The sequence below is a fragment of the Altererythrobacter sp. B11 genome (genome assembly GCF_003569745.1).
Lineage (GTDB): Bacteria > Pseudomonadota > Alphaproteobacteria > Sphingomonadales > Sphingomonadaceae > Croceibacterium_C.
Genome location: NZ_AP018498.1, coordinates 2,506,016 through 2,530,593, shown reverse-complemented (window position 1 = coordinate 2,530,593; position 24,578 = coordinate 2,506,016). Strand labels below are relative to the sequence as shown.

The 24,578-nt window shown below is 60.4% G+C and carries 28 protein-coding genes; 14 read left to right on the top strand and 14 right to left on the bottom strand.

All coding sequences use genetic code 11. The annotated features are described in order from the left end of the window. Window positions 1–59 precede the first annotated feature (59 nt). The 9 genes from AEB_RS12145 to paaI form a co-directional block, all read right to left on the bottom strand. Entirely contained in the window at window positions 60–431 is a 372-nt protein-coding gene (locus AEB_RS12145; RefSeq protein ID WP_119083394.1) for an STAS/SEC14 domain-containing protein, read from the bottom strand. A 99-nt stretch (window positions 432–530) separates the two neighbouring features. Further along, window positions 531–1,118 carry a TetR/AcrR family transcriptional regulator gene (locus AEB_RS12140; RefSeq protein ID WP_119083393.1) on the bottom strand — a complete coding sequence of 196 codons (588 nt, stop codon included), beginning with the start codon at window positions 1,116–1,118 and terminating at the stop codon, window positions 531–533. Between the two features lie 68 nt (window positions 1,119–1,186). After that, window positions 1,187–2,260, bottom strand: coding sequence for a 1,2-phenylacetyl-CoA epoxidase subunit PaaE (gene paaE / locus AEB_RS12135; protein WP_119083392.1), 1,074 nt, complete (start codon window positions 2,258–2,260; stop codon window positions 1,187–1,189). Between the two features lie 10 nt (window positions 2,261–2,270). Then, the gene (paaD, locus tag AEB_RS12130; protein ID WP_119083391.1) at window positions 2,271–2,768 is read right to left on the bottom strand and encodes a 1,2-phenylacetyl-CoA epoxidase subunit PaaD; all 498 of its coding nucleotides are present in this window, start codon (window positions 2,766–2,768) and stop codon (window positions 2,271–2,273) included. Further along, complete coding sequence (paaC, locus tag AEB_RS12125; protein WP_119083390.1) at window positions 2,755–3,525, bottom strand: 1,2-phenylacetyl-CoA epoxidase subunit PaaC; 771 nt, start codon at window positions 3,523–3,525, stop codon at window positions 2,755–2,757. The genes paaD and paaC overlap by 14 nt, the downstream gene beginning before the upstream one ends. Continuing rightward, window positions 3,525–3,809 carry a 1,2-phenylacetyl-CoA epoxidase subunit PaaB gene (gene paaB, locus AEB_RS12120; RefSeq protein WP_021224670.1) on the bottom strand — a complete coding sequence of 95 codons (285 nt, stop codon included), beginning with the start codon at window positions 3,807–3,809 and terminating at the stop codon, window positions 3,525–3,527. Before paaB ends, paaC begins: the two co-directional genes overlap by 1 nt. Window positions 3,810–3,822: 13 nt before the next feature. Further along, window positions 3,823–4,806, bottom strand: coding sequence for a 1,2-phenylacetyl-CoA epoxidase subunit PaaA (gene paaA, locus AEB_RS12115; RefSeq protein WP_119083389.1), 984 nt, complete (start codon window positions 4,804–4,806; stop codon window positions 3,823–3,825). A gap of 65 nt (window positions 4,807–4,871) precedes the next feature. Continuing rightward, on the bottom strand, window positions 4,872–6,074 hold the full coding sequence (pcaF, locus tag AEB_RS12110) for a 3-oxoadipyl-CoA thiolase (protein WP_119083388.1): 1,203 nt from the start codon (window positions 6,072–6,074) through the stop codon (window positions 4,872–4,874). Next, complete coding sequence (paaI, locus tag AEB_RS12105) at window positions 6,067–6,588, bottom strand: hydroxyphenylacetyl-CoA thioesterase PaaI (RefSeq protein ID WP_231958700.1); 522 nt, start codon at window positions 6,586–6,588, stop codon at window positions 6,067–6,069. Before paaI ends, pcaF begins: the two co-directional genes overlap by 8 nt. A gap of 37 nt (window positions 6,589–6,625) precedes the next feature. On the opposite strand from paaI, the gene paaG reads away from it, so the two are divergent. From paaG to AEB_RS12075, 6 genes are read left to right on the top strand one after another with little or no spacing between them, the layout of a single operon-like run. Beyond that, on the top strand, window positions 6,626–7,417 hold the full coding sequence (paaG, locus tag AEB_RS12100; protein WP_119083387.1) for a 2-(1,2-epoxy-1,2-dihydrophenyl)acetyl-CoA isomerase PaaG: 792 nt from the start codon (window positions 6,626–6,628) through the stop codon (window positions 7,415–7,417). Between the two features lie 22 nt (window positions 7,418–7,439). Further along, entirely contained in the window at window positions 7,440–9,470 is a 2,031-nt protein-coding gene (paaZ, locus tag AEB_RS12095; RefSeq protein ID WP_119083386.1) for a phenylacetic acid degradation bifunctional protein PaaZ, read from the top strand. 24 nt (window positions 9,471–9,494) lie between these two features. Further along, a complete protein-coding gene (gene paaK, locus AEB_RS12090) occupies window positions 9,495–10,790 on the top strand; it encodes a phenylacetate--CoA ligase PaaK (RefSeq protein ID WP_119083385.1) in 1,296 nt (431 codons plus the stop codon). Between the two features lie 22 nt (window positions 10,791–10,812). Next, a complete protein-coding gene (locus AEB_RS12085; RefSeq protein ID WP_119083384.1) occupies window positions 10,813–11,118 on the top strand; it encodes an EthD family reductase in 306 nt (101 codons plus the stop codon). Window positions 11,119–11,124: 6 nt separating this feature from the next. Next, a complete protein-coding gene (locus tag AEB_RS12080; RefSeq protein ID WP_119083383.1) occupies window positions 11,125–13,200 on the top strand; it encodes a 3-hydroxyacyl-CoA dehydrogenase NAD-binding domain-containing protein in 2,076 nt (691 codons plus the stop codon). A gap of 12 nt (window positions 13,201–13,212) precedes the next feature. Beyond that, window positions 13,213–14,715 (top strand): aldehyde dehydrogenase family protein, encoded by a 1,503-nt coding sequence (locus tag AEB_RS12075; RefSeq protein WP_119083382.1) that lies wholly within the window; start codon window positions 13,213–13,215, stop codon window positions 14,713–14,715. Between the two features lie 3 nt (window positions 14,716–14,718). Here AEB_RS12075 and AEB_RS12070 read toward each other — a convergent pair whose 3' ends face one another. Then, complete coding sequence (locus AEB_RS12070) at window positions 14,719–15,687, bottom strand: LysR family transcriptional regulator (protein ID WP_119083381.1); 969 nt, start codon at window positions 15,685–15,687, stop codon at window positions 14,719–14,721. Between the two features lie 104 nt (window positions 15,688–15,791). Here AEB_RS12070 and styA point away from each other — a divergent pair, with 104 nt between their 5' ends. From styA to AEB_RS12045, 5 genes are all read left to right on the top strand, one after another. Beyond that, a complete protein-coding gene (gene styA, locus AEB_RS12065) occupies window positions 15,792–17,060 on the top strand; it encodes a styrene monooxygenase subunit StyA (protein WP_119084612.1) in 1,269 nt (422 codons plus the stop codon). Between the two features lie 55 nt (window positions 17,061–17,115). Further along, window positions 17,116–17,613, top strand: a complete 498-nt coding sequence (locus AEB_RS12060) for a flavin reductase family protein (protein ID WP_119083380.1) — start codon at window positions 17,116–17,118, stop codon at window positions 17,611–17,613. 35 nt (window positions 17,614–17,648) lie between these two features. Then, the gene (gene styC, locus AEB_RS12055; protein ID WP_231958699.1) at window positions 17,649–18,194 is read left to right on the top strand and encodes a styrene-oxide isomerase StyC; all 546 of its coding nucleotides are present in this window, start codon (window positions 17,649–17,651) and stop codon (window positions 18,192–18,194) included. A gap of 36 nt (window positions 18,195–18,230) precedes the next feature. Next, entirely contained in the window at window positions 18,231–18,917 is a 687-nt protein-coding gene (locus AEB_RS12050; RefSeq protein ID WP_145985300.1) for an OmpW/AlkL family protein, read from the top strand. A gap of 232 nt (window positions 18,918–19,149) precedes the next feature. Beyond that, window positions 19,150–19,566 carry a TonB-dependent receptor plug domain-containing protein gene (locus AEB_RS12045; RefSeq protein WP_172593077.1) on the top strand — a complete coding sequence of 139 codons (417 nt, stop codon included), beginning with the start codon at window positions 19,150–19,152 and terminating at the stop codon, window positions 19,564–19,566. Here the strand turns inward: AEB_RS12045 and AEB_RS12040 are convergent. Continuing rightward, window positions 19,563–20,734 (bottom strand): IS3 family transposase gene (locus AEB_RS12040; protein WP_119083377.1). Its coding sequence is split into 2 segments (ribosomal slippage): window positions 19,563–20,470 and window positions 20,470–20,734, totalling 1,173 coding nucleotides; the frame shifts between segments, so codons are not numbered across the junction. The two genes, AEB_RS12045 and AEB_RS12040, sit on opposite strands and share 4 nt — an antisense overlap. 286 nt (window positions 20,735–21,020) lie before the next feature. Between AEB_RS12040 and AEB_RS18575 the strand changes: the two genes are divergently transcribed. The 3 genes from AEB_RS18575 to AEB_RS12025 all read left to right on the top strand — a co-directional run bounded on the left by AEB_RS18575 (window position 21,021) and on the right by AEB_RS12025 (window position 22,704). Continuing rightward, a complete protein-coding gene (locus AEB_RS18575) occupies window positions 21,021–21,248 on the top strand; it encodes an aldo/keto reductase (protein WP_172593076.1) in 228 nt (75 codons plus the stop codon). A gap of 184 nt (window positions 21,249–21,432) precedes the next feature. Further along, window positions 21,433–22,008 (top strand): RNA polymerase sigma factor, encoded by a 576-nt coding sequence (locus AEB_RS12030; protein WP_119083376.1) that lies wholly within the window; start codon window positions 21,433–21,435, stop codon window positions 22,006–22,008. A 246-nt stretch (window positions 22,009–22,254) separates the two neighbouring features. Next, window positions 22,255–22,704, top strand: a complete 450-nt coding sequence (locus tag AEB_RS12025; protein WP_331851761.1) for an AraC family transcriptional regulator — start codon at window positions 22,255–22,257, stop codon at window positions 22,702–22,704. Window positions 22,705–22,718: 14 nt separating this feature from the next. Here the strand turns inward: AEB_RS12025 and AEB_RS12020 are convergent, their stop codons facing one another. From AEB_RS12020 to AEB_RS12010, 3 genes are all read right to left on the bottom strand, one after another. Next, window positions 22,719–23,168: a hypothetical protein gene (locus tag AEB_RS12020; RefSeq protein ID WP_231958697.1), complete on the bottom strand. Its 450-nt coding sequence runs from the start codon at window positions 23,166–23,168 to the stop codon at window positions 22,719–22,721. Between the two features lie 168 nt (window positions 23,169–23,336). Beyond that, window positions 23,337–23,612 (bottom strand): HU family DNA-binding protein, encoded by a 276-nt coding sequence (locus AEB_RS12015; protein ID WP_119083374.1) that lies wholly within the window; start codon window positions 23,610–23,612, stop codon window positions 23,337–23,339. A 46-nt stretch (window positions 23,613–23,658) separates the two neighbouring features. Beyond that, window positions 23,659–24,573 carry a HEPN domain-containing protein gene (locus tag AEB_RS12010; RefSeq protein ID WP_119083373.1) on the bottom strand — a complete coding sequence of 305 codons (915 nt, stop codon included), beginning with the start codon at window positions 24,571–24,573 and terminating at the stop codon, window positions 23,659–23,661. Window positions 24,574–24,578: the final 5 nt, after the last annotated feature.

The window sequence follows — 24,578 nt, the reverse complement described above, 5'->3', positions numbered from 1 at the left end:
GCAGGCACGCATCGCGCCGCGGCAAGGCTGCGGTTCAACGGACAACCAAACGACTAATATCAGGTGATGGAGAGCCATTCACGCGCATTTTCCATTGAGAGGAACACGTTCACATTACCCGGATCGTAGGACCGAAGTATTTGAGTCTTCAACAGCGCCGACTCAACTACTATCGCCATTCGATCCGCTGGTTGGCATATTCTGGCAGCACCGAACCGCAGTCGCTCCACTGTTTCTGAGGTTTGCACGACGGATAAGCGTCGGTCGATTAGCGCCTTTGCTCGACCGTAGCTCTGGCGATCCTGCGCCATCAAGGTCCCCATCGCTTCGACATAGTCGTCTGCAGTTGCGGGGGACCAGAAGCCTCGAACCGTAGCAACTATAATACGTTGCTGGGCATCACGCTCCAGCACAAACGCTTCTGGTGCCATTGCTCACTCTCCCGGCGGATGCTCCTCCAGAGGCTGATGAGGCGGGTACGCCCAGCAGCGGAGCGGCCGCATCCTTGCACTTTCGCAATTCTCTTCTGGTCAATTTGGCAGACCCTTCAGAAAAAGATCGACGACCATATCTGCAAGTTCGTCGCCGTTGATCGGGCCGGTAGGGTCAAACCATGTGTGGGTCCAGTTGATCATGCCGAAATACAACATGGTTAGCGCACGCCGTTTCCCCTTATTTTCCCTAAGTGTGCTAGCGCGTTCGGCTATGATCTTGTCGACAATATCGAGGAGCCTTCTTTCCGCCTCTATGATAGCCGAGCGTCGCTCGATCGGTAGTTTGCCGAGATCATTGATGAGCACCTTGTGTCGATCGGACGCGTTGGCGTAGAGCTTCATGAACCCGTGCGTCAGGGCCTTCAGGCGGTCGGCTGAATCTGGCAGGCCCGAAACATCATCAGCGGCAGCGCGCAGCGCCTCAACATGGCCGATCATGATCTCGAAGAGGATGTCCTCCTTGGACGAGAAATAATGATAGAGGAGCGACTTGGAAATTCCCGACGCTCTGGCAAGATCTGCGATCGAGCTTCCCAGAAATCCCGTTTCACCGTACAGCCGCGCGGCTATTTCGACGATCGCTTCGCGCCGGTCGTCATAATCTGCCGCTTGTGTCCTCGCCACGCATATGTCTCCAAAGCCAAATTCACACCGACCTATGCCAGAGGGCGCGCGCGAGGCCAAGCAGATGGTCAGGCGTCGAAGTTCACTGAGACATCGTCGGTAAGCGGCATGGCCTGGCAGGTGAGGATATAGCCCTGGGCGATCTCATCGGGTGAAAGACCGTAATTCGCTTCCATATGAACGTCGCCCGTCACGAGCTTGGCGCGGCACGTAGCACAGACGCCGGCCTTGCAGGCATAGGGAGCGGGCATGCCAGCGGCGCGCGCATTTTCGAGGATGCTCCCGCGGGCGCTATCGAAACTGATCGACCGTTTGCGTCCATCGAGCGTAACGCTGACCGTCCGGCCCTGCGACTGGCGCTCCATAGCCGCGCGCTGTTCCGCGTTGCCTGTAGGCCTGTCCGCCGTGAAACGTTCGGCCAGGATCGCGGACGCGAGAACGCCCTTAGCAAGGAGCGCTGCCTGCGCCGCGTCCATCATCGCGCCCGGGCCACACAGAAATGCCGCCTCGATCGTCGAAGGATCAACCAGACGCTCAAAAATGTCGACCAGCTTTGCCGCATCAAGTCGACCGTTAAACAGGTCAATATCTTCTTCCTCGCCGCTCAGAAAGTGATGGATCTGGAGGCGACCCATATTCCTGTTCTTGAGCGCGGCAAGTTCCTCCAGAAACATCACTGAGCCGCTGTGGCGATTACCGTAGAGCAATGTGAAGCTACTATCGGGCTCCTCTGCCAGCATCGTCTTGATCAGTGACAGGATCGGCGTGATACCGGAGCCAGCGGCAATGCCGAGATATTGCGCTCGGCGGGCGGACGTGAACTTCCAGGTGAAGCTGCCATGCGGAGGCATGGCTTCGAGCAAGTCGCCTTGTTTGAGGTTGCTGTTTGCCCAGGACGAGAATTGTCCTCCGGGAACCTGCTTGATAGCGACCCACAATTCACCTTCGCCGGGCGCGGCGCAGATCGAATAGTTACGTCGCACGTCGTCATTTTCAAAGAGGCGTCGCAAGGTGAGATGTTGTCCCGGGGTGAACGCAAATGCTTCGCCGCAATCGGCGGGCAAAGTCAGGCGCACGGCGACCGCGTCCTCGGTCTCGCGCCTGATCTCGGCGACGGTCAATTCGTGGAATGCGGCGGACAAGGGTCTCTCCTCAATGGCATTTGAAGCGGTCGAACGGCTCGAGGCAGCTTTCGCACTGCCACAGCGCCTTGCACGGGGTCGACCCGAAGCGGCTGACTTCATGTGTTTCGGTCGATCCGCATCTCGGACAAGCAGCAGCCTCCTTGTTGCGCAAGGAGGACATCGCCGCGCCCCGCGGCGGCGGTGCGATGCCATAGGCCCTGAGCTTTTCCCGTCCGGCATCGCTGATCCAGTCGGTCGTCCACGGCGGCGATAGCACCGTCCGGATACCAACGTCATGGAAACCGGCGCCGTCGAGGGCGGTTCGTACGGCCTGCTCGATCACGAGGGTGGCGGGGCAACCGCTATATGTAGGCGTCAGCAGTACCGTCGGCGGCATACATTCGACCGACCGGACGATGCCGAGGTCGACCACCGAGATCACGGGGATCTCGGGATCGGGTACATCGGAGAGGACGTCGAGCACCCGGTCTTCGAAGCTCGCCTGTGGGTTGTCACCAGCGCGCATCGGGGAAGCTGCGTGGAATATGCTGCATGACGGCAAGCAGATGACCGAGATGTTCGCTATGCTTTCCCTGCCGGCCGCCACTGACGGGACGGTGCTGCGCCGGCGCGTCCAATGTGGCCTCCGCCAGGGTTTGTGCCACGATGATGTCGAACGGCGTACGAAGCGCGCCGCGGTCGACGCCGATATCCGCCTCGATCATCGCTTCGTCCACCGGATCGTTCGTGAACAGCTCGTCGACAAAGCGCCAGTTCCAATCGAGTCCGTCGGTCATGCGCCGACGACTTTCCTCCGTGCCGTCGCCCAGGCGAATAACCCATTCGCGCGCGAGGCCGGCATGATAGTCGGTCTCTTTGACCGCCTTTGCAGCGATCGCGGCAAGCTCACCGTCCGCGGACGCGGTCAATGCGCCATAGAACAGGTTCTGGAACGTCGAGAAAAGGAATTGCCGCGCCATCGTGCGCGCAAAGTCCCCATTGGGTTGCTCGACCAGCAGGCAGTTGCGAAAGTCGAGCTCGTCCCGGTGGAAGGCGAGGGCGTCGGCATCCCGCCCCGCATTTTCGATCTCCGCCGCACGCGACAACAACAATGTCCCTTGGCCGATCAGATCGAGGCCAAGATTGGCAAGCGACAGGTCGACCTCGACCGAGGGCGCATGCCCGCACCATTCAGAGAGGCGCTGGCCCAGGATCAGTGCGTCATCGCCCAATCCGACAAGGTAGGCCGCGTGCACCTCGCGCGCGATCACAGCGTCGTCCATCACATATGCCTCACAGCGTCGGGCAGATCATAAAAAGTCGGGTGCCGATAGACCTTGTCCTCGGCCGGCGCGAAGAGGGGCCCCGCTTGAGCCGGATCGGATGCGACAATGTCGGTCGAGCGCACCGTCCAGATGCTCACCCCCTCCATACGGCGGGTATAGGTGTCTCGAGCATGGCGCAAAGCCAGTTCGGCGTCCGGTGCATGCACCGAACCGACATGTTTATGGGACAATCCGCCACGCGCGCGAACGAAAACCTCCCAGAGAGGCCAGTCATTACTCATTATCGTGTTCCAATCAGGCTGCGAGGCGCTGGCGCCGCTTCACTTCATGCGCGTCGGCGGCATCACGCACCCAGGCACCGTCGTCCCATGCCTTGCGTCGCGCCTCGATGCGCTCCTTCGCGCAAGGGCCCTCGCCGCGAACAACGGCGAAGAACTCCTCCCATTCGATGGCGCCGAAATCATAGGCGCCGCGCGCTTCGTTCCACCGGAGATCAGCATCCGGAATCGTGAGACCGATCAGTTCCGCCTGCGGAACCGTCGCGTCCACGAACTTCTGCCGCAGTTCGTCATTGGTGTCGCGCTTGATGCGCCAGCGCATCGATTGTTCGGAATTCGGGGACTGATCGTCGGGCGGCCCGAACATCATCAAGGCCGGCCACCACCAGCGGTCGAGAGCGTCTTGCGCCATGCGGCGCTGTGCAGGCGTACCTGCCGCAAGCGTCATCATGATTTCATAGCCCTGCCGCTGATGGAAGCTTTCCTCTTTGCAGACCCGCACCATGGCACGAGCGTAGGGGCCATAAGAGGTCCGCTGGAGCGGAACCTGGTTCATGATCGCAGCGCCATCGACCAGCCACCCGATCGCGCCGATGTCGGCCCAGGTCGGCGTGGGATAGTTGAAGATCGTGCTATACTTCGCCTTCCCCGAATGGAGCGCATCGATCATCTCCGCGCGACTTGCCCCCAGTGTCTCGGCGGCCGAATAAAGATAGAGGCCATGGCCGCCCTCGTCCTGCACCTTGGCGAGGAGGATGGCTTTACGACGCAGTGAGGGAGCGCGGGTGATCCAGTTGCCCTCCGGCAACATTCCCACGATTTCGCTATGGGCGTGCTGTGAGATCTGACGGATCAATGTTCGCCGGTAGGCTTCGGGCATCCAGTCCTTGGGCTCGATGAATTCGTCCGCCGCAACCCGCGCTTCGAAAGCAGCCGTCAGTTCCGCCGACTCAACACTACGAACGGTGGGATCGGCCCTCTGCAATTCGGTCGTATACATGGCTTGGGTTCTCCTTGAGCAACGGCATATTATTAATCGACCACTCGGTCAACTAATAAGTTGGATCAAGGTTGCGCGAGTAGCATGGCAATGCCCTGACCCACGCCGATGCACATGGTGCACAACGCGTAACGTGCGCCCTTATCCGCCAATTCTATCGCCGCCGACTGCGCCAAGCGGGCGCCCGACATCCCCAATGGATGCCCCAGTGCAATTGCTCCGCCATTCGCGTTGACATGGTCCGAATTGTCGGGAAGGCCGAGCTGTCGCAGCACGGCGAGGCCCTGAGAGGCAAACGCCTCGTTGAGCTCGATGACATCGATATCCTTCAACGCTATTCCCGTCCGCTCGAGGAGACGCTTGGTCGCGGGCGCTGGTCCGATTCCCATGATCCGGGGAGGGACCCCCACTACGGCCATGCCGACGATGCGGGCAGTCGGTGTGAGCCCATATTTCTGCACACCGTCCTTAGAAGCGATCAGTAGTGCAGCCGCGCCGTCATTGACGCCGCTTGCATTCCCGGCGGTCACGCTGCCGTCAGGGCGGACGATGGGTTTGAGCTTGGCCAACGCCTCCATGCTTGTCGCGCGTGGATGTTCATCGCGATCGACCACAAGCGCATCCCCCTTCTTTTGCGGGATGATCACCGGAACGATCTCCCGGGCGAGTCGGCCGTTTTCCTGCGCGCGCGCGGCGCGCGCTTGACTTTCGACGGCGAACCGATCCTGGTCCTCCCGCGAGACCTGAAAATCGTCCGCAACATTCTGCGCAGTCTCCGGCATAGAATCGACACCATATTGCGATTTCATCAGCGGGTTGATGAAGCGCCAGCCTATGGTCGTGTCGAAAATCTGCGCTTCGCGCGCATAAGCGCTTTGCGCTTTTCCGCTGACGAACGGCGCCCGCGTCATGCTTTCGACGCCGCCGGCGACGATCAGGTCGGCTTCGCCGGCCCGGATTGCACGCGCGGCATAGGCGACAGCATCGAGCCCTGAACCACACAAACGATTGAGCGTGGTGCCGGGAGCGCCTTCGCCGAGGCCGGCCAGGAGCGCTGCCATCCGTGCAACGTCACGATTGTCTTCGCCAGCCTGATTGGCGCAGCCCAATACGACGTCGTCAACGGCGTTCCAGTCGATCTGCGGATTACGCTCCTTGAGCGCGCGAATCGGAATGGCAGCCAGGTCATCGGCGCGAACCTGCGCCAAAGCGCCACCATATCGGCCGATCGGCGTTCTGGCCGCGTCACAGATGAATGCGTCAGTCATTGAAATGCAGTCCTTCGATTACGGGCCTGCCAAGTGATCGGCTGAGGCCCTGCATGGTGGCGACGACGCGGCCGTCCTCGCCCGTTACGGTGATCACGTAGCTTCCCGTCCGGCCACGCAGCGCGATCTCGTGCGCTTCGGCCACGAGTCGCTCGCCGGGACGTCCGGCATCGATAAAGGCGATGGCGCAGCTTTGCGCGACGGCGGCGATGTTGCGGGAATTACAGGCGTAGGCGAACGCCGAGTCGGCAAGCGAGAAAATCATTCCCCCATGAGCCGTGCCAAGGCCGTTCAGCATCGCGGGCGTCAGCAGCATGGAAACCCGGCTCATGCCCTCATCGGCGGCCTCAAGCGTCAACGCCCAGGCAGCGCCCGTGCCCTCTTTCGACAGCAGATGCACCGCGACGCGCCAGGCAAGCAATTCGGCGGGAGATTTAGGGGTGTGGCATCGGCTCAACATGATTCCATCGTAGCGATGCAAATGGGACTTGCCAATAATTGTTCGACCGGCCATTCTATGAATTAAGGACGGCATGTCCGCCGGAGGATGCATGGCTTATCAAACTATCCTTTTCGAAGCGCAGAACGGTCTCGCGCGCCTTACGCTTAACCGGCCCGAGCGCCTCAACAGCTTCACCGTGCAAATGCATGAGGAGGTTGCGGACGCCTTGGGGATCGTTGCCAGCGACGATACGATACGAACGCTGGTGCTGACCGGCGCGGGACGAGGGTTTTGCGCGGGGCAGGATCTGGGCGACCGCGCTGTTGCGCCCGGATCGGAGCCTGTAGATCTGGGCGACTCGGTCGAGCGGTTTTATGCACCCCTGATCCGGACCATCGCTGGCCTGCCCATGCCGGTGATTTGCGCGGTCAACGGCGTTGCGGCAGGCGCAGGCGCCAATATCGCATTGGCATGCGATATCGTCATTGCAGCACGCAGCGCCAAATTCATTCAGTCCTTCGCCAATATCGGCCTCATTCCGGATTCGGGTGGAACCTGGGTTCTGCCGCGGCTGGTAGGGCAGGCCCGTGCGCTGGGTTTGGCGCTTACCGGCGATCCGCTCTCAGCCGCGCAGGCTGAGGCCTGGGGTCTCATCTGGCGCTGCGTCGATGACGACGCCTTGGACGCCGAAGTCGCTACCCTCGCCGAACGTTTTGCGAACGGCCCTACCTCGGGGTTGGCCGCGACCAAGCGAGCCCTGCGGGAATCCTCGCTGAAATCGCTCGATGCCGCGCTCGACGACGAGCGCGATCTCATGCGCCGCCTGGGCAAAAGCCACGACTATGCGGAGGGCGTGGCGGCCTTTTCGGCAAAGCGCAAACCAACATTTACGGGCCGTTGACGGTCAAGAAGGAGTTCGAGTCATGACCGTTCGCGCCGTTCAGAGTTTCGCCGAAGGGCATTGGTACACAAGTTCGACTGGCCTCGAAGCCGTCGCTTCCGCCGTCACGGGCGAGGTCGTCGCCGAGGTCGGGAGCGACGGGATCGATTTCAGCGCCATGCTCCGTTTTGCACGGGCAACCGGTGGCCCCGCCCTGCGCGCAATGACCTTCCATGAGCGCGCGGCGATGCTCAAGGCGCTGGCGCAGGCGGTCATGGCGCGAAAGGAAGAGCTTTACGAGCTTTCCTACCCGAGCGGGGCGACACGTTCGGACAGCTGGATCGACATCGAGGGCGGGGCAGGGACGCTGTTCGCCTATGCGTCCAAGGGGCGGCGCGAACTCCCGAATGAGCGGCTGCTGATCGACGGTGACACGGAATTGCTCGGTCGCGCCGGGACGTTCGTCGGGCAGCATGTCTATACGTCACTGCAGGGCGTTGCCGTTCACATCAACGCCTTCAATTTCCCGATCTGGGGAATGCTCGAGAAACTCGGGCCCACACTGCTCGCCGGCGTGCCGGCCATCGTCAAGCCCGCCCAATCAACGGGTTATATCGCCGAGGCAGCCTTCCGGATCATGATTGAATCCGGCGTTCTTCCTACGGGCGCTCTGCAGCTCATCTCGGGCAAAACCGGCGACCTGTTCGAGTATCTGACCGCTCAGGATGTCGTCGCCTTCACCGGCTCGGCGCGTACGGCCATGCTACTGCAAAGCCACCCCGTGATCGCACGCGAGTCGGTACGTTTCACGGCCGAGCGGGATTCTCTCAACGCGTCCATCCTCGGTCCCGACGCGACACCCGACACGCCCGAGTTCGATTTGTTCGTCAAGGAAGTGGCAAAGGAAATGACAGTGAAGGCTGGGCAGAAATGCACCGCCATCCGCCGCGCCCTTGTCCCCGCCAACCTGATCGACGCCGCGCAAGAAGCGTTGTCTGCGCGGCTCGCCAAGATCAAGGTCGGCGACCCGCGCGATGAAACTGTGCGGATGGGCGCTCTCGCCAGTCGCGGCCAGTTACTCGACGTACGTTCAAGAATCGCCGAGCTGGCAAAGGTGGCGCCAATCGTCTTCGGAAACCCCGACGAGGTTGCTCTTGCGGGCGAAGGCTTGGGTGGAGGCGCCTTCATCTCGCCCATCCTGCTGCGAACCGATACGCCCTGGGAGGCTACCGCCATCCACGAAGTCGAGGCCTTCGGCCCGGTTTCGACGCTGATGCCCTATGACGGTATCGACGATGCGATTGCGTTGGCAAATCGCGGCATGGGCTCGCTCGCGCTCTCGGTCGTGACCCACGACCCCGCCGTGGCTCAAGACGTGATCCTGGCCGGCGGCGCTTGGCATGGCCGCATCCTTTTCCTTGATCGGGACTGCGCCAAAGAGTCGACCGGGCACGGATCGCCCCTCCCTGTCCTCGTCCACGGTGGCCCTGGCCGGGCTGGCGGCGGCGAGGAAATGGGCGGCATTCGCGGCGTAAAACATTATATGCAGCGCACCGCGCTGCAGGGCAGCCCGGCGCTGCTGTCCCAAGCCATCCATCAGCAACTGCCGGGCGCGCCGACGGTCGAAGGAGATCGCCATCCATTCCGGCTGACATTTGGCGAGATCGAGCCGGGCTACGGCATCCGAACCGCGGCGAGGACGGTGTCGCTCGACGACATCGAGCATTTCGCACACTTCACGGGCGACACCTTCTACGCGCACATGGATGAGGAAGCGGCATCGAAAAGCCCGATCTTCGGCGGACGCGTGGCGCATGGTTATCTCATTCTGTCGTTCGCTGCGGGCCTGTTCGTCGATCCCGCACCCGGACCGGTGCTCGCCAACTACGGGCTCGAGGGGCTGCGTTTCGTCAAACCCCTGAAGCCGGGGGACAGCATGAAGGCTGTCCTGACGGCCAAATCCAAGTCGCTCAAGACCCCGGAGATGGGCGAGGTTCGCTGGCACGTCGATGTCACGAACCAGGACGACGAACTGGTTGCGACCTATGATCTGCTGACGATGAACGCGGTCTGAGCGCCGAGAAGAAGGAGAGGAAAAATGGCCACCGCGCTTGCACTTGAACCTATTGAGACCGCTTCTGTCGACGAGCTGCGCGCGCTTCAGCTCGAGCGACTTCGCTGGTCGGTGCGTCATGCCTATGAAGGAAATCCGCGCTATCGCGCGAAATTCGATGCCGCAGGCGTTCATCCCGATGACCTTCACTCGCTCGAGGATCTTGCCCGCTTCCCGTTTACGACCAAAGCCGATTTGCGCGACGCCTATCCGTTCGGATTTTTCGCCGTTCCGCAGGAAAGACTTTCGCGAATCCACGCGTCCTCAGGAACAACCGGCAGACCCACGGTCGTAGGTTATACCCGGCGAGATATCGAAATCTGGTCCGGCGTCGTCGCGCGCTCGATCCATGCGGCCGGCGGACGGCCGGGAATGAAGGTCCACATCGCCTATGGCTATGGGCTTTTCACCGGCGGCCTTGGTGCCCATTATGGCGCCGAGGCCCTCGGTTGCGCCGTTATTCCGATGTCAGGAGGGCAGACCGAAAAACAGGTCCAGCTGATCGGCGACTTTCGCCCCGATCTGATCATGGTGACGCCCAGCTATATGCTGTCGATCCTCGATGAGTTCCGGCGACAGGGCATCGATCCTGCAACCACTTCGCTCAAGACCGGCATTTTCGGGGCTGAGCCGTGGACAGAAGCGATGCGCGCCGAGATTGAGCAGGCGTTCAACATCAGCGCGGTGGACATCTACGGCCTGTCAGAAATCATGGGACCGGGCGTAGCGCAGGAGTGTGCTGAGTCAAAGGACGGTCCCACGATCTGGGAGGACCATTTCTACCCGGAGATCATCGATCCGACGACGGGCCAGGTCGTCCCTGACGGGGAGGAGGGTGAGCTTGTCTTCACCTCCCTCACCAAGGAGGCTATGCCCGTCATCCGCTATCGTACGCGTGATCTCACCCGCCTCCTGCCGGGCACATCGCGCACGATGCGCCGTATGGCAAAAATCACCGGTCGATCCGACGACATGATGATCATTCGGGGGGTGAATGTGTTTCCGACACAGATCGAGGAACATATTCTCAACTGCGCTGCGCTTGCTCCCCACTATCTGATCGAGATTACACGCCCGAGCCGGATGGATCAGGTGAAACTGCTTGTCGAAGGGCGGGCGGGCATCGGCGACAACGAATGCGCGCGTGATGGCAAGCGCCTCGCCGAACGGATCAAGACCATGATCGGCATCACGGTCGCGGTCGATATCCAACCGGCAGGTTCGCTCGTGCGATCCGGTGGCAAGGCCACGCGGGTGCTCGACTTGCGGCCTAAGGCGTAATTTCCCCAGGAGAATCCGGACCATGCATAAGCTGATGGCGCTCTATAAAATTCCGGCCGATGAGACGGCATTCTTCGCTCACTATGATTCCGTCCATCTGCCGTTGGTCGATAAGATACCCGGGCTGTTGAAGACTGAAGTCACGCGGATTGACCGCACATTGATGGGCGAGGAGGGCAATTTTCTCCTGGCTGAGCTCTATTTCGCTGATGCGGACAGCTTCAAAACCGCCATGAAAAGCGATGAAAATGCTGCCGTTGGCGCTGACGCGGTCGCATTTGCGCCTGGGATCTTGACGGTCATGACCGGCCACACGCTGGGCGCTTGATTCACTATGCCCGTTCATCAGGATATCATCGGCAGGATCCTTGTTCTGAGGGTCGACAATCCTCCGGTAAATGCCTTGTCGAAAATCGAACGTCGCGGCCTGATCGAGGGGATCGCCCGCGGTGCGAGCGATGACGTCGATGCCATCGTCCTTACAGGCGCCGGTGCAAGTTTCATTGCCGGCGCGGACATTCGGGAGTTCGGCAAACCGCCCGAACCGCCCCATCTTCCCGAGGTGGTCGAGACCATCGAGGCTTCGGCAAAACCTGTCATCGCCGCGATCGCAGGGCAGGCACTGGGCGGCGGCCTAGAGGTCGCCCTTGCTTGCCACTATCGACTGGCCGAGGCGGGGGCGCGGTTCGGGCTGCCCGAAACGACCCTCGGCATCGTCCCAGGCGCCGGCGGGACACAGCGTCTGCCGCGACTGATCGACCCAATGCTTGCCGCAGATATGGTTGCCACCGGCAAATCTCTCGATGCAGCGAGCGCGCTGCGGACCGGCTTGATCGACTGGATCGCCGACCAGCCGATCGACGTCGCGGCCCTCGGTCACGCCCGGTCCCTTGCGGGACAGCCGCTGGATGAGCGGCGCTTGTCGGAACGGAATGTGGAGCCCTCGCCCGATGCGATCGAGGACCTGGCGCTGTTGAAGGCGGAGACCGTGAAAAAATCCCGCGGTGCCATCGCCCCAGGTGTCGCTATCGATCTCGTCGCGAAAGCGCTGCAGTCGCCCTACGATGTTGGTGTCGCTGAAGAGCGCGCGCGGTTCCTCGAACTGCGGTCGGGCTCCCAGGCCGCAGCTTTACGCCACATCTTTTTCGCTGAACGAGAAGCGGCAAAAGGTCCGGCGGAAGCGCCGCGCTCTATTGAACGCGTCGGCGTCATTGGCGCCGGCACCATGGGTGCGGGGATTGCAATGAGCGTGGCAGACGCCGGCATCCCGGTCGTCCTTGTCGAACAGACGGAGGCCGCCCTCGGCGCCGGCCTGGACCGCATCGCAAGAGCTTATGGCGAGGCCGTAGCCCGAAATCGTCTGTCGAATGACGTGGCTGACGAGCGCCGTAACAGCATCACCGGCGCCACGGGCTATGACCTGTTGGCGAATGCCGATCTTATCATCGAAGCAGCCTTCGAGACGATGGATGTCAAGGATGCCATCTTCAAGAGCCTTGATGCCATCGCGCGGTCGGACGCGATCCTTGCAACAAATACCTCCTATCTCGATATCGACGCCATCGCGGCCGTGACGAGCCGACCTAGTCAGGTCCTGGGGCTCCACTATTTCAGCCCGGCCAACGTCATGAAACTCCTGGAGATCGTTCGCGGGCGGGAAACCGATCCGACGGTATTGGCCACCGCATTAGCTTTCGCTCGTCGAACGGGGAAGGTTCCGGTCGTCGCAGGTGTCTGCCACGGCTTCATCGGCAACCGAATGCTCCGCGCCTATAATCGCGAGGCAGGGCTGTTGCTGCTTGAGGGGGCAACGCCTTCGCAGATCGACACAGCTCTTACGGACTTTGGCATGGCGATGGGGCCATTTGCGGTCGCCGATCTGTCCGGGATCGATATCGGCCATAAGGGCCGGCAGGCCATGGAGCCCGGTGCTTACGAGCCGGCGGCATTTCGCGTGCACGATGGCCTGGTCTCATGTGGGTTCCTGGGCCGAAAAACGGCCGTTGGTTTCTATCGATATGCGAGCGGCAAGGTCGATGGCGAAAATGCCGACGTCGCTGACATCGTAGCGGCCGCGCGCAAGGAATTTGCCGTTTCACCGCGCTCCATCGACCCGGAGGAAATCGTCGAGCGGTGCATCTTTGCAGCCGCTGCCGAAGGCTTGCAGATCGTCAAAGAGGGAATCGCGGCGCGCCCGGGCGATGTCGATGTCGTATATGTCAATGGTTATGGATTTCCCCGTCATCGCGGTGGACCCATCTTCTATTTGCGCGAGACCGGCGAGGCGGGTCTCGCGGCCATCCGGCGCTATGCGGCGGGACCATTTGGCCGATGGTGGCCGGATGTCGGTCATCCCGGTGCCATCGAGCCGCCGGGCATCGGTAAATCCACGGATAAAGATGCAGCTTAAGGAGAGACTATCATGGCAACTGCGCAATCCTATGTGACGCCGCTCGGTGCGGTCTCCGCATTCATTGGTCATGATCATGGGCTGTTCATCGATGGCGACTGGCGGGCGGCAACGAGCCAAGAACGGATCAATGTGTTTGATCCGGCAACCGGAGAGCCGATTGCCACGGTCGCCAATGCGTCGACTGATGACGTCGATCAGGCGGTGCGCGCGGCCTATAAGGCGTTTGAGAGCGGCGTGTGGTCCGCCATTGCTCCCGCGGAGCGGGAGCGGCTGCTTCTGCGATTTGCGGATCTGGTGGAATCCAATGCTGAGGAACTCGCTCAGATCGAGACGCTCAACCAAGGCAAGTCGATCAATATCTCGCGTTTCGTCGATGTCGGCGGTGCTCCGGCTTATATGCGCTATGTGGCCGGGCTCACCACCAAGATCACCGGCGAGACCTTCGATGTGTCGATTGGCGCCATTCCCGGCGCGCGCTTCACGGCGTCCACGCGTCGCGAGCCCATCGGCGTCGTTGGGGCGATCGCGCCCTGGAATTTTCCCATGATGATCGGGTTGTGGAAGATCATGCCCGCGCTTGCGGCTGGTTGCACAGTCGTGCTCAAGCCTTCGGAGGTCACCCCTCTGACGAGCCTGCGGCTTGCGAGTCTGGCTAAAGAGGCGGGCCTTCCCGCCGGGGTGCTCAACGTGATCACCGGCGACGGCAAGGCCGGCAAGGCACTTGTCGACCACCCGCTGGTCGCTAAAATCACCTTCACCGGCTCTACAGCTACCGGCAAGGCGATCGCCCGCTCGGCGTCGGACCGGCTACTGCGGACGTCGCTGGAGCTGGGCGGCAAAAACCCCGCGATCTTCCTGGCGGATGCCCCGATCGAGCAGGCGGTGCAGGGCGCCATCCTCGGAGGGTTTTTCAATAACGGGCAGGTCTGCGCCGCATCCTCCCGCCTTTACGTTGCCCGCGCAATCTACGAGCCCTTCATCAAGGCGCTCGCCGAAGCGGTCGACGGCATGACAATGGGACCCGGCCTCGATACCGCAGCCCAAATCAACCCGGTCGTTTCGGCCCAGCACCGTGCGAAGATCCTCGAGCATGTGGCGCGCGCACGCCAGGATGGCGCCGAGATCGTCGCGGGCGGCGACGGCCCGGAACGTGCCGGCTTCTACATCCGGCCGACCGTCGTTGTCGGTGCCGGGCCGCATCTGGCGATATCGAGGCAGGAAGTCTTCGGGCCGCTGGTGACAGTGACGCCGTTCGATGACGAGGACGAAGCGATCCGCCTGGCCAATGACACGGAGATGGGCCTCACGGCTTCCTTGTGGACCAATGATCTCAAGAAGACGATGGACTACGTGCCGCGGATCAAGGCAGGCACAGTCTGGGTCAACTGCCACAATCTGATCGACCCCAATATGCCGTTTGGAGGCTATAAGGAATCCGGGATCGGCCGCGACTTCGGCATCCATTCGCTGGATGGATATAGCGAAGTAAAGTCCGTGTGCATCGCGCACTGAGCATCAACGGTCGGCTTGACCTCCGTCGGTCACGGTTCTGCTAATTACGGATGGAAAAGACCGACGGACCGGGGCACGGTCGCGGGGCTGGCTCGCGACCGCGGCGGCAATATGGTCGATGAAACTGCGCGCCCGTCGCGACAAGAAGCGGGTTTGCGGATAGATCACCGTCACTGTTATCGGCGGCAGATAATAATCCGGCAGCAGGCGCCTGATCTTCTTGTCGCGGACATCATCAGCAATCAGCCAGGATGGCACGATGGCTATCCCGTCACCCGCCACCGCAGCCTGGTAGGCGGCCTCGTCGCTGTTAGTACACAGACGACCCGAAAGTTGCACAACCTGTCGGCCATTTTCCGAATCGAACTCCAGACGGCCGCTGGCGTTTCGGGTGGAGCGAACGATCTCATGGGCCTCCAAATCGATCGCGCTCTCGGGCGCGCCGTAGGCGGCGAGATAGGCCGGCGAGGCCACTACCACCCATTCAAATACGCGAAGCGTTCGAGTGATCAGGGATCCTTCCGTCGGCGCGGCCGTGGTAACGGCAAGCTCCAGTCCTTCCGCGACGATGTCCTTAACATTGTCGCTCAGCACGGCATCGACGCTAATCAAGGGATGGGCAGCCATGAATGAACGTACCAGAGGGAAAAGGAGGGTGCGTCCCAGCGATTCGGGCAAGGCCAGCCGCAAAAGTCCGGCGGCCTCGGGTTGCTGGCCTTTGACGAGAGCATGAGCGGTCTCAACGGCATCAAGCATATGTTGCACATGTTCGTAGATTCGAGCGGCCTCCGGTGTCGGACTGATACGCCGTGTGGTTCTCGTAAATAGTTGAACACCAAGGCTGTTTTCCAAGCCTGCAACGTGTTTGCTGACCGTGGATTGGGAGATTCCAAGCTGTCGTCCGGCTGCGGAGAAACTCCCCAATTCCATCAGGCGGGCAAAGGCGGCGTAAGCTTCAATGCGATCAGTCATTTATTCTCTTTCGCATATATCTTAGTGGATTTGCACCATTTACGCCTGACCGCTCGGTCGATAAATAGAAAAGAAAAGCTTCACCCCAGGAAAGGATGAATGGCATGAGCAAGAAGATCGGAATTATCGGCGCGGGCACCGCGGGGCTCAAACTGGGCCTGCACCTTCTCAAGAACGGTGTCGAGGTTAAGCTGTTCACCGATCGTCGCCCGGAAGAATATGCCGGCATGCGCCTGCTCAACACGGTGGCGCACCATCATGTGACCGTAGAGCGCGAAGACAAGCTGGGCGTGAACCACTGGCCAGATGCCGGCTACAAGGGGCATTATTATTACATCGGCACCCCCGAGCCGCTCCAGTTCTATGGCGACCTCGTCGCGCCGAGCCGCGCGGTCGATTACCGCATTTATCAACCCCAGCTCATGCAGGACTTCATCGATCGTGGCGGCGACATCGAATATGGGCAGATCGCGCACGAAGACCTCGACGCGATTGCCGATGAATTCGATCTCCTCGTAGTTTGCACCGGCAAGGGTCCGTTTGGACAAATGTTCACCCACGAGCCGGCCTACTCGCCGTTCGATCGGCCGCAGCGCGCTCTCTGCGTCGGCCTGTTCAAAGGCATCCGCGAGCCCGAAACCCGTGCGGTGACAATGTATTTCTCGCCCGGCCACGGCGAGATGATCGAGATCCCGACACTCTCCTTCAACGGCATGGTCAACGCGCTCGTGATCGAGAACCATATCGGTGGTGATCTCGAGATTCTCGCCAAGACCAAATATGATGACGACCCCAAGGCCTTCATCGCACTTCTGCTCGAGAAGCTCCAGAAGCACTATCCAACCTGCTACGAGCGTATTGACCTCGAGGAGTTCGATCTAGCCAATGGCCCGCTCGACATTCTGCAGGGTGGCGTTACGCCGACTGTGCGCAACAGCTATGCCAAGCTGCCGAACGGAAAGATCGCCGTGGCGCTGGGCGATGTGCAGGCCGTCGTCGACCCGGTCCTGGGGCAGGGGGCAAACATGGCCTCTTACGCGGCGATCATCCTGGGCGAAGAGATTGTCGCCAATGACGTGCTCGACGAGCGCTTCATGGAAAAGGTCGACGCCCGCCGTCGCGACCGCGTGCTGAGCGCCACGCGCTGGACCAACTACATGCTTTCGTCGCTCGCGACCCTCGATCCCAATCTTCTCCAGTTCATTGGGGCTGTCAGTCAGAATCCGAAACTGGCCGATGAGTTCACGGAGAACTTCAATTTCCCGGAGAAGCAGTGGGACTGTTTTTCGAGCCCGGAGCGCGTGCAGGCGTGGATCCAGGCCCGGCTCGGCACGCCCGCCAACGATGCCGAGGAACTTGTCGCCGCAGAATAAGTGATAGGTTGCCCCCCTTTGGGGGGCAATCTCACCGAAGTGAGAGGATAAATCGATGGTTCCCGACCAAATGTTTAAGCAGGCGCTGTCCCGGTTGGCTGCGGGCGTGAGCATCGTGTCGACCGCGCACAACGGTGAACGTCGCGGCGTCACCGCCACCGCCGTCTGTTCCGTCTCCGCTGCGCCGCCGACCATCCTGGTCTGCGTCAACACCGCCACCGGTACCTGCCAGATGATCAAGGAAGCAGGTCATTTCGCCGTCAACTTGCTGGCGGAACACCATCAGCCTGTTGCCGAGATATTCGCAGGCAGAGGCGGTCTTCAGGGCGACGAACGCTTCGGTCATGGCGACTGGATCGCGGGCGACGAGCGCGGGTTGCCCATCCTTTCGAGCGCTTTAGCGGCGTTGGAGTGCCGCGTTGATAAATCTGTCGAAGCAGGTACGCACATTGTCTTCTTCGGTATTATCGAGAGCGCCTATTTCGATGAAAATCCGCCCCTCATCTTCCATGGTGGCAAGTTCCATGTCCTGCCCGTAGCCCGGGCAGCATAAGTACAAGCTAAACGATACGACTAGGAGAGAAGGTCATGGCAACTCTGGTGGCAGCGCCCACAGCGGGTGCGACGGACATCGCGCCGGTAGCGGACTATGAACGCGTAGCGCTTCGCAAGAGAATGATCGGACATGGCGTCCTCATGATATTCGCTGCCTTGGTTGGTGGACTAGGCCTTTGGATGTTCCTGATAGGTGGTCTCATTCCGGTGTTTCCCGGTGTTGACTGGAGCTTCCAGCTTCCTGGGACGGCTGAAGGCTGGGCCCGAGCCCATACCGGTCCGGTGTTGAACGGCCTGATGGTGATCGCAGTTGCATTCTGCCTGCCTCTGCTCTCCTTTTCGCCCAAATGGGCCCGAATTTGGGGGCTCATCGTGGTATGCGATGGCTGGTCCAATACAGGGTTCTATTTCTTCGGAAACTTCGCGCCCAACCGCGGTCTTAACTTCACGGCCAACCGTTTTGGTGAAGCGAATATATTCAGTTTTCTCGCCCTCGCTCCGGCTTATCTCTTCGGAGTCCTGGTCATGATCGCGCTGTTCGCGATCGGCTGGCAGGCATTGAGAGAGGCTCGCCGCTGAGATTTCGGATTTCGATCACTCCTGTGAGGAGTCAATTTGATCGCGTGGTTGGAAGGACTATTTATGAAAGTGATACGGTTGCTAGGCGCGGCGTTAGCTTGCGCTTGCGTTGCCGAACCCGCCATGGCGCAAGACCAGGACATGGCCTCGTTCAAGCATTGGTTCGTCCGTGTGGGGCCAGCAGGCGTGATCTACGACGAGAGCGCCAAGATCCGCGTTGGCGGGCAGACTATCCCCGGGGCAAGCGTCACGGCAAAAAACAACCTCACTGCCGAACTTGAGGCGGGCTACTATTTCAATCCGAACGTATCCGTTTCGCTGACCATCGGTGGACCGCCTACCGCTACTTTGAAGGGCACTGGGCCGCTTGAGGGCCTGACCCTCGGGAAAATCACTTATGGCCCTGCGGTCGCGGCCATACAGTATCATCTCACAGCCTTTGGGCCAAAGTTCATTCCGTACGTCGGGGCCGGCGTCAACTACACGATCGTGCTGGATAACAAGGACGGTGCCGTGCAGAACTTGCGGGTAAAGAGCCCGGTCGGCGTAACGTTCCAGGCTGGCGCTGAAACCATGATTAACGAGCGCTTCGGACTCTTCGTCGATGCCAAGCAGGTCATTCTTGATACCACCGCAACGGGCACTGTCGGCGGGGCACCCGCTGACGCCAAGATCAAGATTAACCCGCTCATCGTCACGGGCGGGATCAGCTTCCACTTTTGATCAAGCCGGAGTTGGCAAGACCTATTTGAGAGAGCGCGATCGTCCAGGCGTCGGCTGACGCGCTGACCGTACGGTGCCTTGTTTGCGTTCGGTTGGAAGTGCCAACATTCCCTGCTTCAAACGGAAAGGAGACATCGATTTTCGCTTGATTAATTGACCGGGCGGACGTTTAATGATTCGCACGGATAAAAGAAAAAATTCCGGAGGATGACCATGAAAGGGAGAGATGCTCATGAAGTATGAGGTTACGCGCGTCCGCAGGGGCGCGCTGCGAGCAGCGCTGCTCGCCACTGTTTCGCTTAGCGTTCCAGCTATGGCGCAAACCCCGCCGACGGAATCGCAGCAGCCTGCGTCAACGGAACAGGTCGCGGCCCCGCCGCAGGACGCGACAACGTTTGGCGATATTGTCGTGACGGCCCAGAAGCGCAGTCAGCGCACCCAAGACATCGCGCTTTCGATCACTGCCATAGGTGGCGATCAGCTGAAACAGCAGAACATCAATACAATTTCGGATATCGCAACGCTGGTACCGGGTTTCACGGTCGCCAAATCCTTCCGCGGCCCGCCGATCTACACATTGCGTGGTGTCGGCTTCAACACGCCGAACATGTTGAGCAGCCCCCACGGGGTGGACCGGCTTGATTGTTAGTGCATGATCGCTTCCTTCGCCATGGCCGGACGGAGGTGGAGCGAAGCGGAACCGGAGGCCGGCCATGGCGGCGTCGTCGTTTCGGGGGCCGGCGGGCGATAGCCGAGACTGCTGTGCGGCCGGATGGTGTTGTAGTGGCGCCGCCAGGCCTCGATCAGCACCCTGGCCTCGACGAGGCTGTAGAAGATCTCGCCGTTCAGCAGCTCGTCGCGCAGCGAGCCGTTGAAGCTCTCGTTGTAGCCGTTCTCCCAAGGCGAGCCCGGCGTAATATAGAGCGTCTTTACGCCGATCTTGCCGAGCCATTTCTGGACCTCGCCAGCAATGAATTCGCTGCCGTTGTCCGAACGAATATGGGCGGGCGGACCACGCCAGAAGAACAGCTCCGCCAAGGCCGCCAGCACATCCTCATGGTTGAGCTTGCGAGCGACGATCAGGGCCAGGCACTCCCGGCTGAATTCGTCGATGATAGTGAGGATGCGGAATTTCCGACCATCGTGGGTGCGCCCCTCGACAAAATCGTAGGCCCAGACATGCCCCGCATATTCGGGTCGGAGCCGGATGCAGGATCCGTCATTGAGCCACAGCCGACCACGTTTCGGCTGGCGCTGAGGCACCTTGAGACCCTCGCGCCGCCAGATCCGCTCGACCCGCTTATGGTTCACCGTCCAGCCGGCCGCATGCAGCAACGCCGTCACCCGGCGATAGCCGTAACGGCCATATTGCTTGGCCAGCTCGATGATGTCCTCGGTCAGCGCCGCTTCGTCATCCGCCCCGCGCGGCACCTTGCGCTGCGTCGACCGATGCTGGCCGAGCACCCGGCATATACGCCGCTCGGACACCAGCATCACGCTGCGAACCTGGTCGATGCAGCGCCGTCGCCGCGCGGGGCTCAGAAGTTTCCCTTGGCGGCCTCCTGAAGGATGAGCTTGTCGAGCGTCAGATCAGAAACCGCCCGACGGAGCCGAAGGTTCTCCTTCTCCAGATCCTTCATCCGCCGTGCCTGGTCGACCTTCAGACCGCCATATTCCTTGCGCCACCTGTAATAGGTCTGCTCCGTGACACCGATCCGCCGGCACCCCTCGGCGGTCGTCCCGCCCTGACCCAACACGATCTCGACCTCACGCAGCTTCCCGATGATCTCCTCGGGCTTGTGCTTCTTCGAAGGCATGTGACGTCCCTTTCCTGGTGATTTCCATCATACTCGATGGTCCACCTGAAAGGGGGCAGCTCAGACCATGGCGCCGGAGGCGCCAATGCACTAACAATCAAACCGGACCACTCGGTGGGGGCCGATCACTCGCAAGCTGCCGGCCATTGGTCTGAAACGCTTCTACTATTCTCAACAGCAAATTGGATATCAGCGTGGATTACGTCACTCTCGTCCATTAGGATCTCAAGGTCTCTCGCCTGCGTTTTGGCTGCGTGAGCTATGGCGAGCCCGGACGGGGGTGGATATGGTCGTTAAGCGAGGAAGGCAGCCGCGGGAGGCGCTGGAGGCAGGGATCAATTTCTTCGACACGGCCAAAATGTATTCCGGCGGCAGTTCGGAAGAGATCGTCGGCCGGGGATCGCGCGATATGGCCGTCCTGCGGCGACCACGGTCAGCAACAAGGCATGCGCGGCTGCCTGATGGCCGAGCCGAAGATCAATATACTGGCGAATATTGTGGTTATCCGAGTTGAAGAGCCTCGTAACTCGCGCCGAAAGACGAGTTCTTCAGGGCGGTGCTCGTCGTCAGCGCCAATGCTTCGGCCGCACCGATTACGTCTTCGGCTGTCATCAAGTTTCGCTCCTATTGCCCGTGAGGAATCAGTGTACGAAGTTTGCTGTAATGTCTGGTGCCGATACTAGTGGCGGTCAAAACGGATGAATGATATTGCCCGATACGGCCCGGGTTTCGATGCGCGGAAGGACAAGTCTGCCGAGCCCGCAGCCGATTTTCCGGCAATAGATGGACTTCTGGCCGCACTGGAAAGAGACTATCTAATCCTACTGCATCGTTTGTCGCATCGCCTCCACTCGCAGGAGGCGGCGCAAGACGCTCTTCACGACGTATATGTAAAGCTCCGATCATATCCGGACATCGGAGAAATCCGAAGCCACACGGCCTATCTTTATCGGATGGGGCTCAACCTCGCGAAAAACAACATCCGCGCCCATAGCCGAACCGCAATGGTCGATGACTTCATCCTCTCGCTGGTTCCGGACATTGCCCCGGATCCCGAGCAGGTTGCTTTCGCTCGCCTTGAGATGGATCGAGCGCTTGAAGCACTGCACGCCATGCCCGAGCGGCGACGGCAATTGTTTCTCGCAAGATGGCGGGACGGCAAGCCACAGGCTGAAATCGCGTTGGAATTCGGGTTACACAAGCGATCGGTGCAGAAAGAACTCGCGCGCGCCGAAACGTTCCTTCGCAAGGTTCTGCGCCGACCAAAACTGTAGAACATGGCCAGTGGTCCGCGCCTTGGGGCGGAAAGCACCTGCATAGCCCGCGATAAAAAAAGAGGGCGCCTTTCTTATCCCCCAGGTGTCCAGGCGCGGGAATGAACGGATTTCCTCCTCAGGCGACCGCGGCTGTACCGTGCCGGATTTGGGGTGGTGATCGAGGAAGCAGGTGCGTTGAGGTTCCCAGCGCAAAAAAGGGCTGCTTCAATACACCCGAGGAGTCGCCATGGCGGCTTTGAACATATGACCGTAGATGTCGCACTATGCGCTCGACAATCGGAGCCCCGGCCGTCCCTCGCACCACCCAATAGGGGCCGAATGCGTGGGACAACCGCACATCCAAGACCTGACGCACGACCGACGCTGGCGCCTTGGCAGGTCACGCGCGCAACCGAGATCATGCAACGCGATTTCAGCAGGGGTATTTCGATTCTCGATATCGCGTGCCAGTGTCGGTTGTCCCTCAGTCACTTCATCAGGGCGTTCTCCAACACGGTAGGCACCGCACCATATGCATGGTTCGTGCAGAAGCGCGTGCAGCATGCTGAAGCTCTGCTAACCGAAACACACCTCCCGATCGTCCAGATCGCACTCGAATGCGGCTTTACGGATCAAGCCCATTTCACGAAAGCGTTTGCCAAGGCGAATGGGACAACGCCCGCACGGTGGCGGCGTCAACCCTCGTCGGGATAGCCAGGAGGAAGCGATCAGCTATCGTCGGTTGGCAAACCCTTGCGGGCGGCGCGGCGACGAAGCGCCGTTCCCAAAAGCCTGGGATCGTGCACGGGGCGATTCCAGCGCGCAGAATCATTGAGGGCGGTGAGATCTTCGATATGGGTCGGGAAAGTATACACCCGGTTGACGATCTCGATCATGAGAGCTTTCATCTCGGCATCCGAGATCTTTGAGACTTGGGTCCAAGGGATTTCGCCGAACGGTGTCAACACCTTGACGTCAGTGAAGTCTCCAGAAATGCTGTTCGGTGTCGTTCCGGCGTGCAAATCCTCAAGGCGACTATTGCGAACGCATTGCTCGACAAGCGCAAGTGCGATTCTGCGCGCCGCCCTGTCGGGAATTGCCTCCTCAGCCACGTGATCATCCTCGATTCCGGAAGATTGCTTGGTCTCTCGCTCTGCGGTCGGGTCATTATAGACCATTGTCACCTTTTGGTTCGATGCTCCAATTGTCACGCGAAACTCTGCGAGCGGGTCTTGCCACGGTCCGCCTGAGGCGGAGCAACGATGACTATCCTTCGGTATCCCCCTCCGCGCGGAGCCATCCGCTCAGAACCGGCAGCTGGCATCCGCGACTGCCGGCTCAGTTGTTCATGCGTTCAGCTTGTCCTTTACCGCCTTGGCGGGCGCGAAAGTCAGCTTTTTTGACGCCGCGATCTGAATCGTTTTGCCAGTCGCCGGATTACGCCCTTCGCGAGCTGCGGCTTCCTTGACCTTGAACTTGCCGAAACCATTGAGAGAAATTTCTTCGCCGCCCGCTGCGGCTTGGGCGATTGCAGCGAACACGGCATCGACGGTCTTGCGCGCCTCGACCTTGCTCAGGCCGGATTCGGCAGCCAGCTTATCGGCGAGATCACTGTTATTCATGCAAAAACTCCCATTGTGTTACAGCGGTTCGGTGAGGGTCACGCCTCTATATCTTTGCCCGCAGATCAGCCAGTTTTTCCTGGCATAGTTCGTTGACGACGTTGCCGAGCAGTTCAATCCGCTCGGAAAGATAGGAGAACTCCTCGTCGGTCATCTGGAACCAGTCGGAGTGTCGGGCCTTCACATAAGCGTCCTTGAGTTTTAGGAAGCGCGCCTCGAGTTTCCGCTTGTCGCGCGGCCAAACATCTACGAGCTTGGGCGACAACCTTTCCGCCAGCTGCCGCAGAAATTTGATGTTATGGCTGTAAGGCGTGTAGAAAGTGAACACGAGCAGGATGCAATAATAGAGCCGTTCGCACGCCTGTTGCAGATTATAGGCGGCATCCGGATACTGCTTGGCTTGGTAGAAAAATTGAAAGCCCATCCGTGAGGATACGGCCAGCCCGAACCACTGGTCATAATAGCCTTTGGCCATGTCATAGGCCTGCTGCGGTGTCTTCGGCTTGGGCTTGTGTAACTCGCTGTCGTCGGCCTGATAAAGCGCAATGCCCTCGCGGGCGATGTCCATGAAGAAATAGCGGCCATGCGCCAGTCCGTCATTCACTTCCTGAAGGGTGTGAACGATGAAGTTGACCGGTGTCCGCAGCCGGTTGAGGATCATCGTCTCGCGGTCGAGGCGCTCCGCCGCCTTTTCCCAATATTCGAGCCGGTCCGTCAGCTCCTTCTGGTTGACGATGATGAGCAGGTCGAAATCCGATCGATAGCCGCGTTCGGTGTGCGGCTCATGGACCCAACGCCCGGTTGCGTATGAACCGTAGAGAATGATCTTCAGGATGCGGCCAAGCTTGCGCGGGCCGGTCGGCTGGCCATGCGCGTCGTCGAATTCCTCGAACAGGATCTGGATGACGCGATCAAGTTCGCGTCGCTTGTTCGCCGGCAGATGGTCAAGTTCGGTTTTCATTGTGT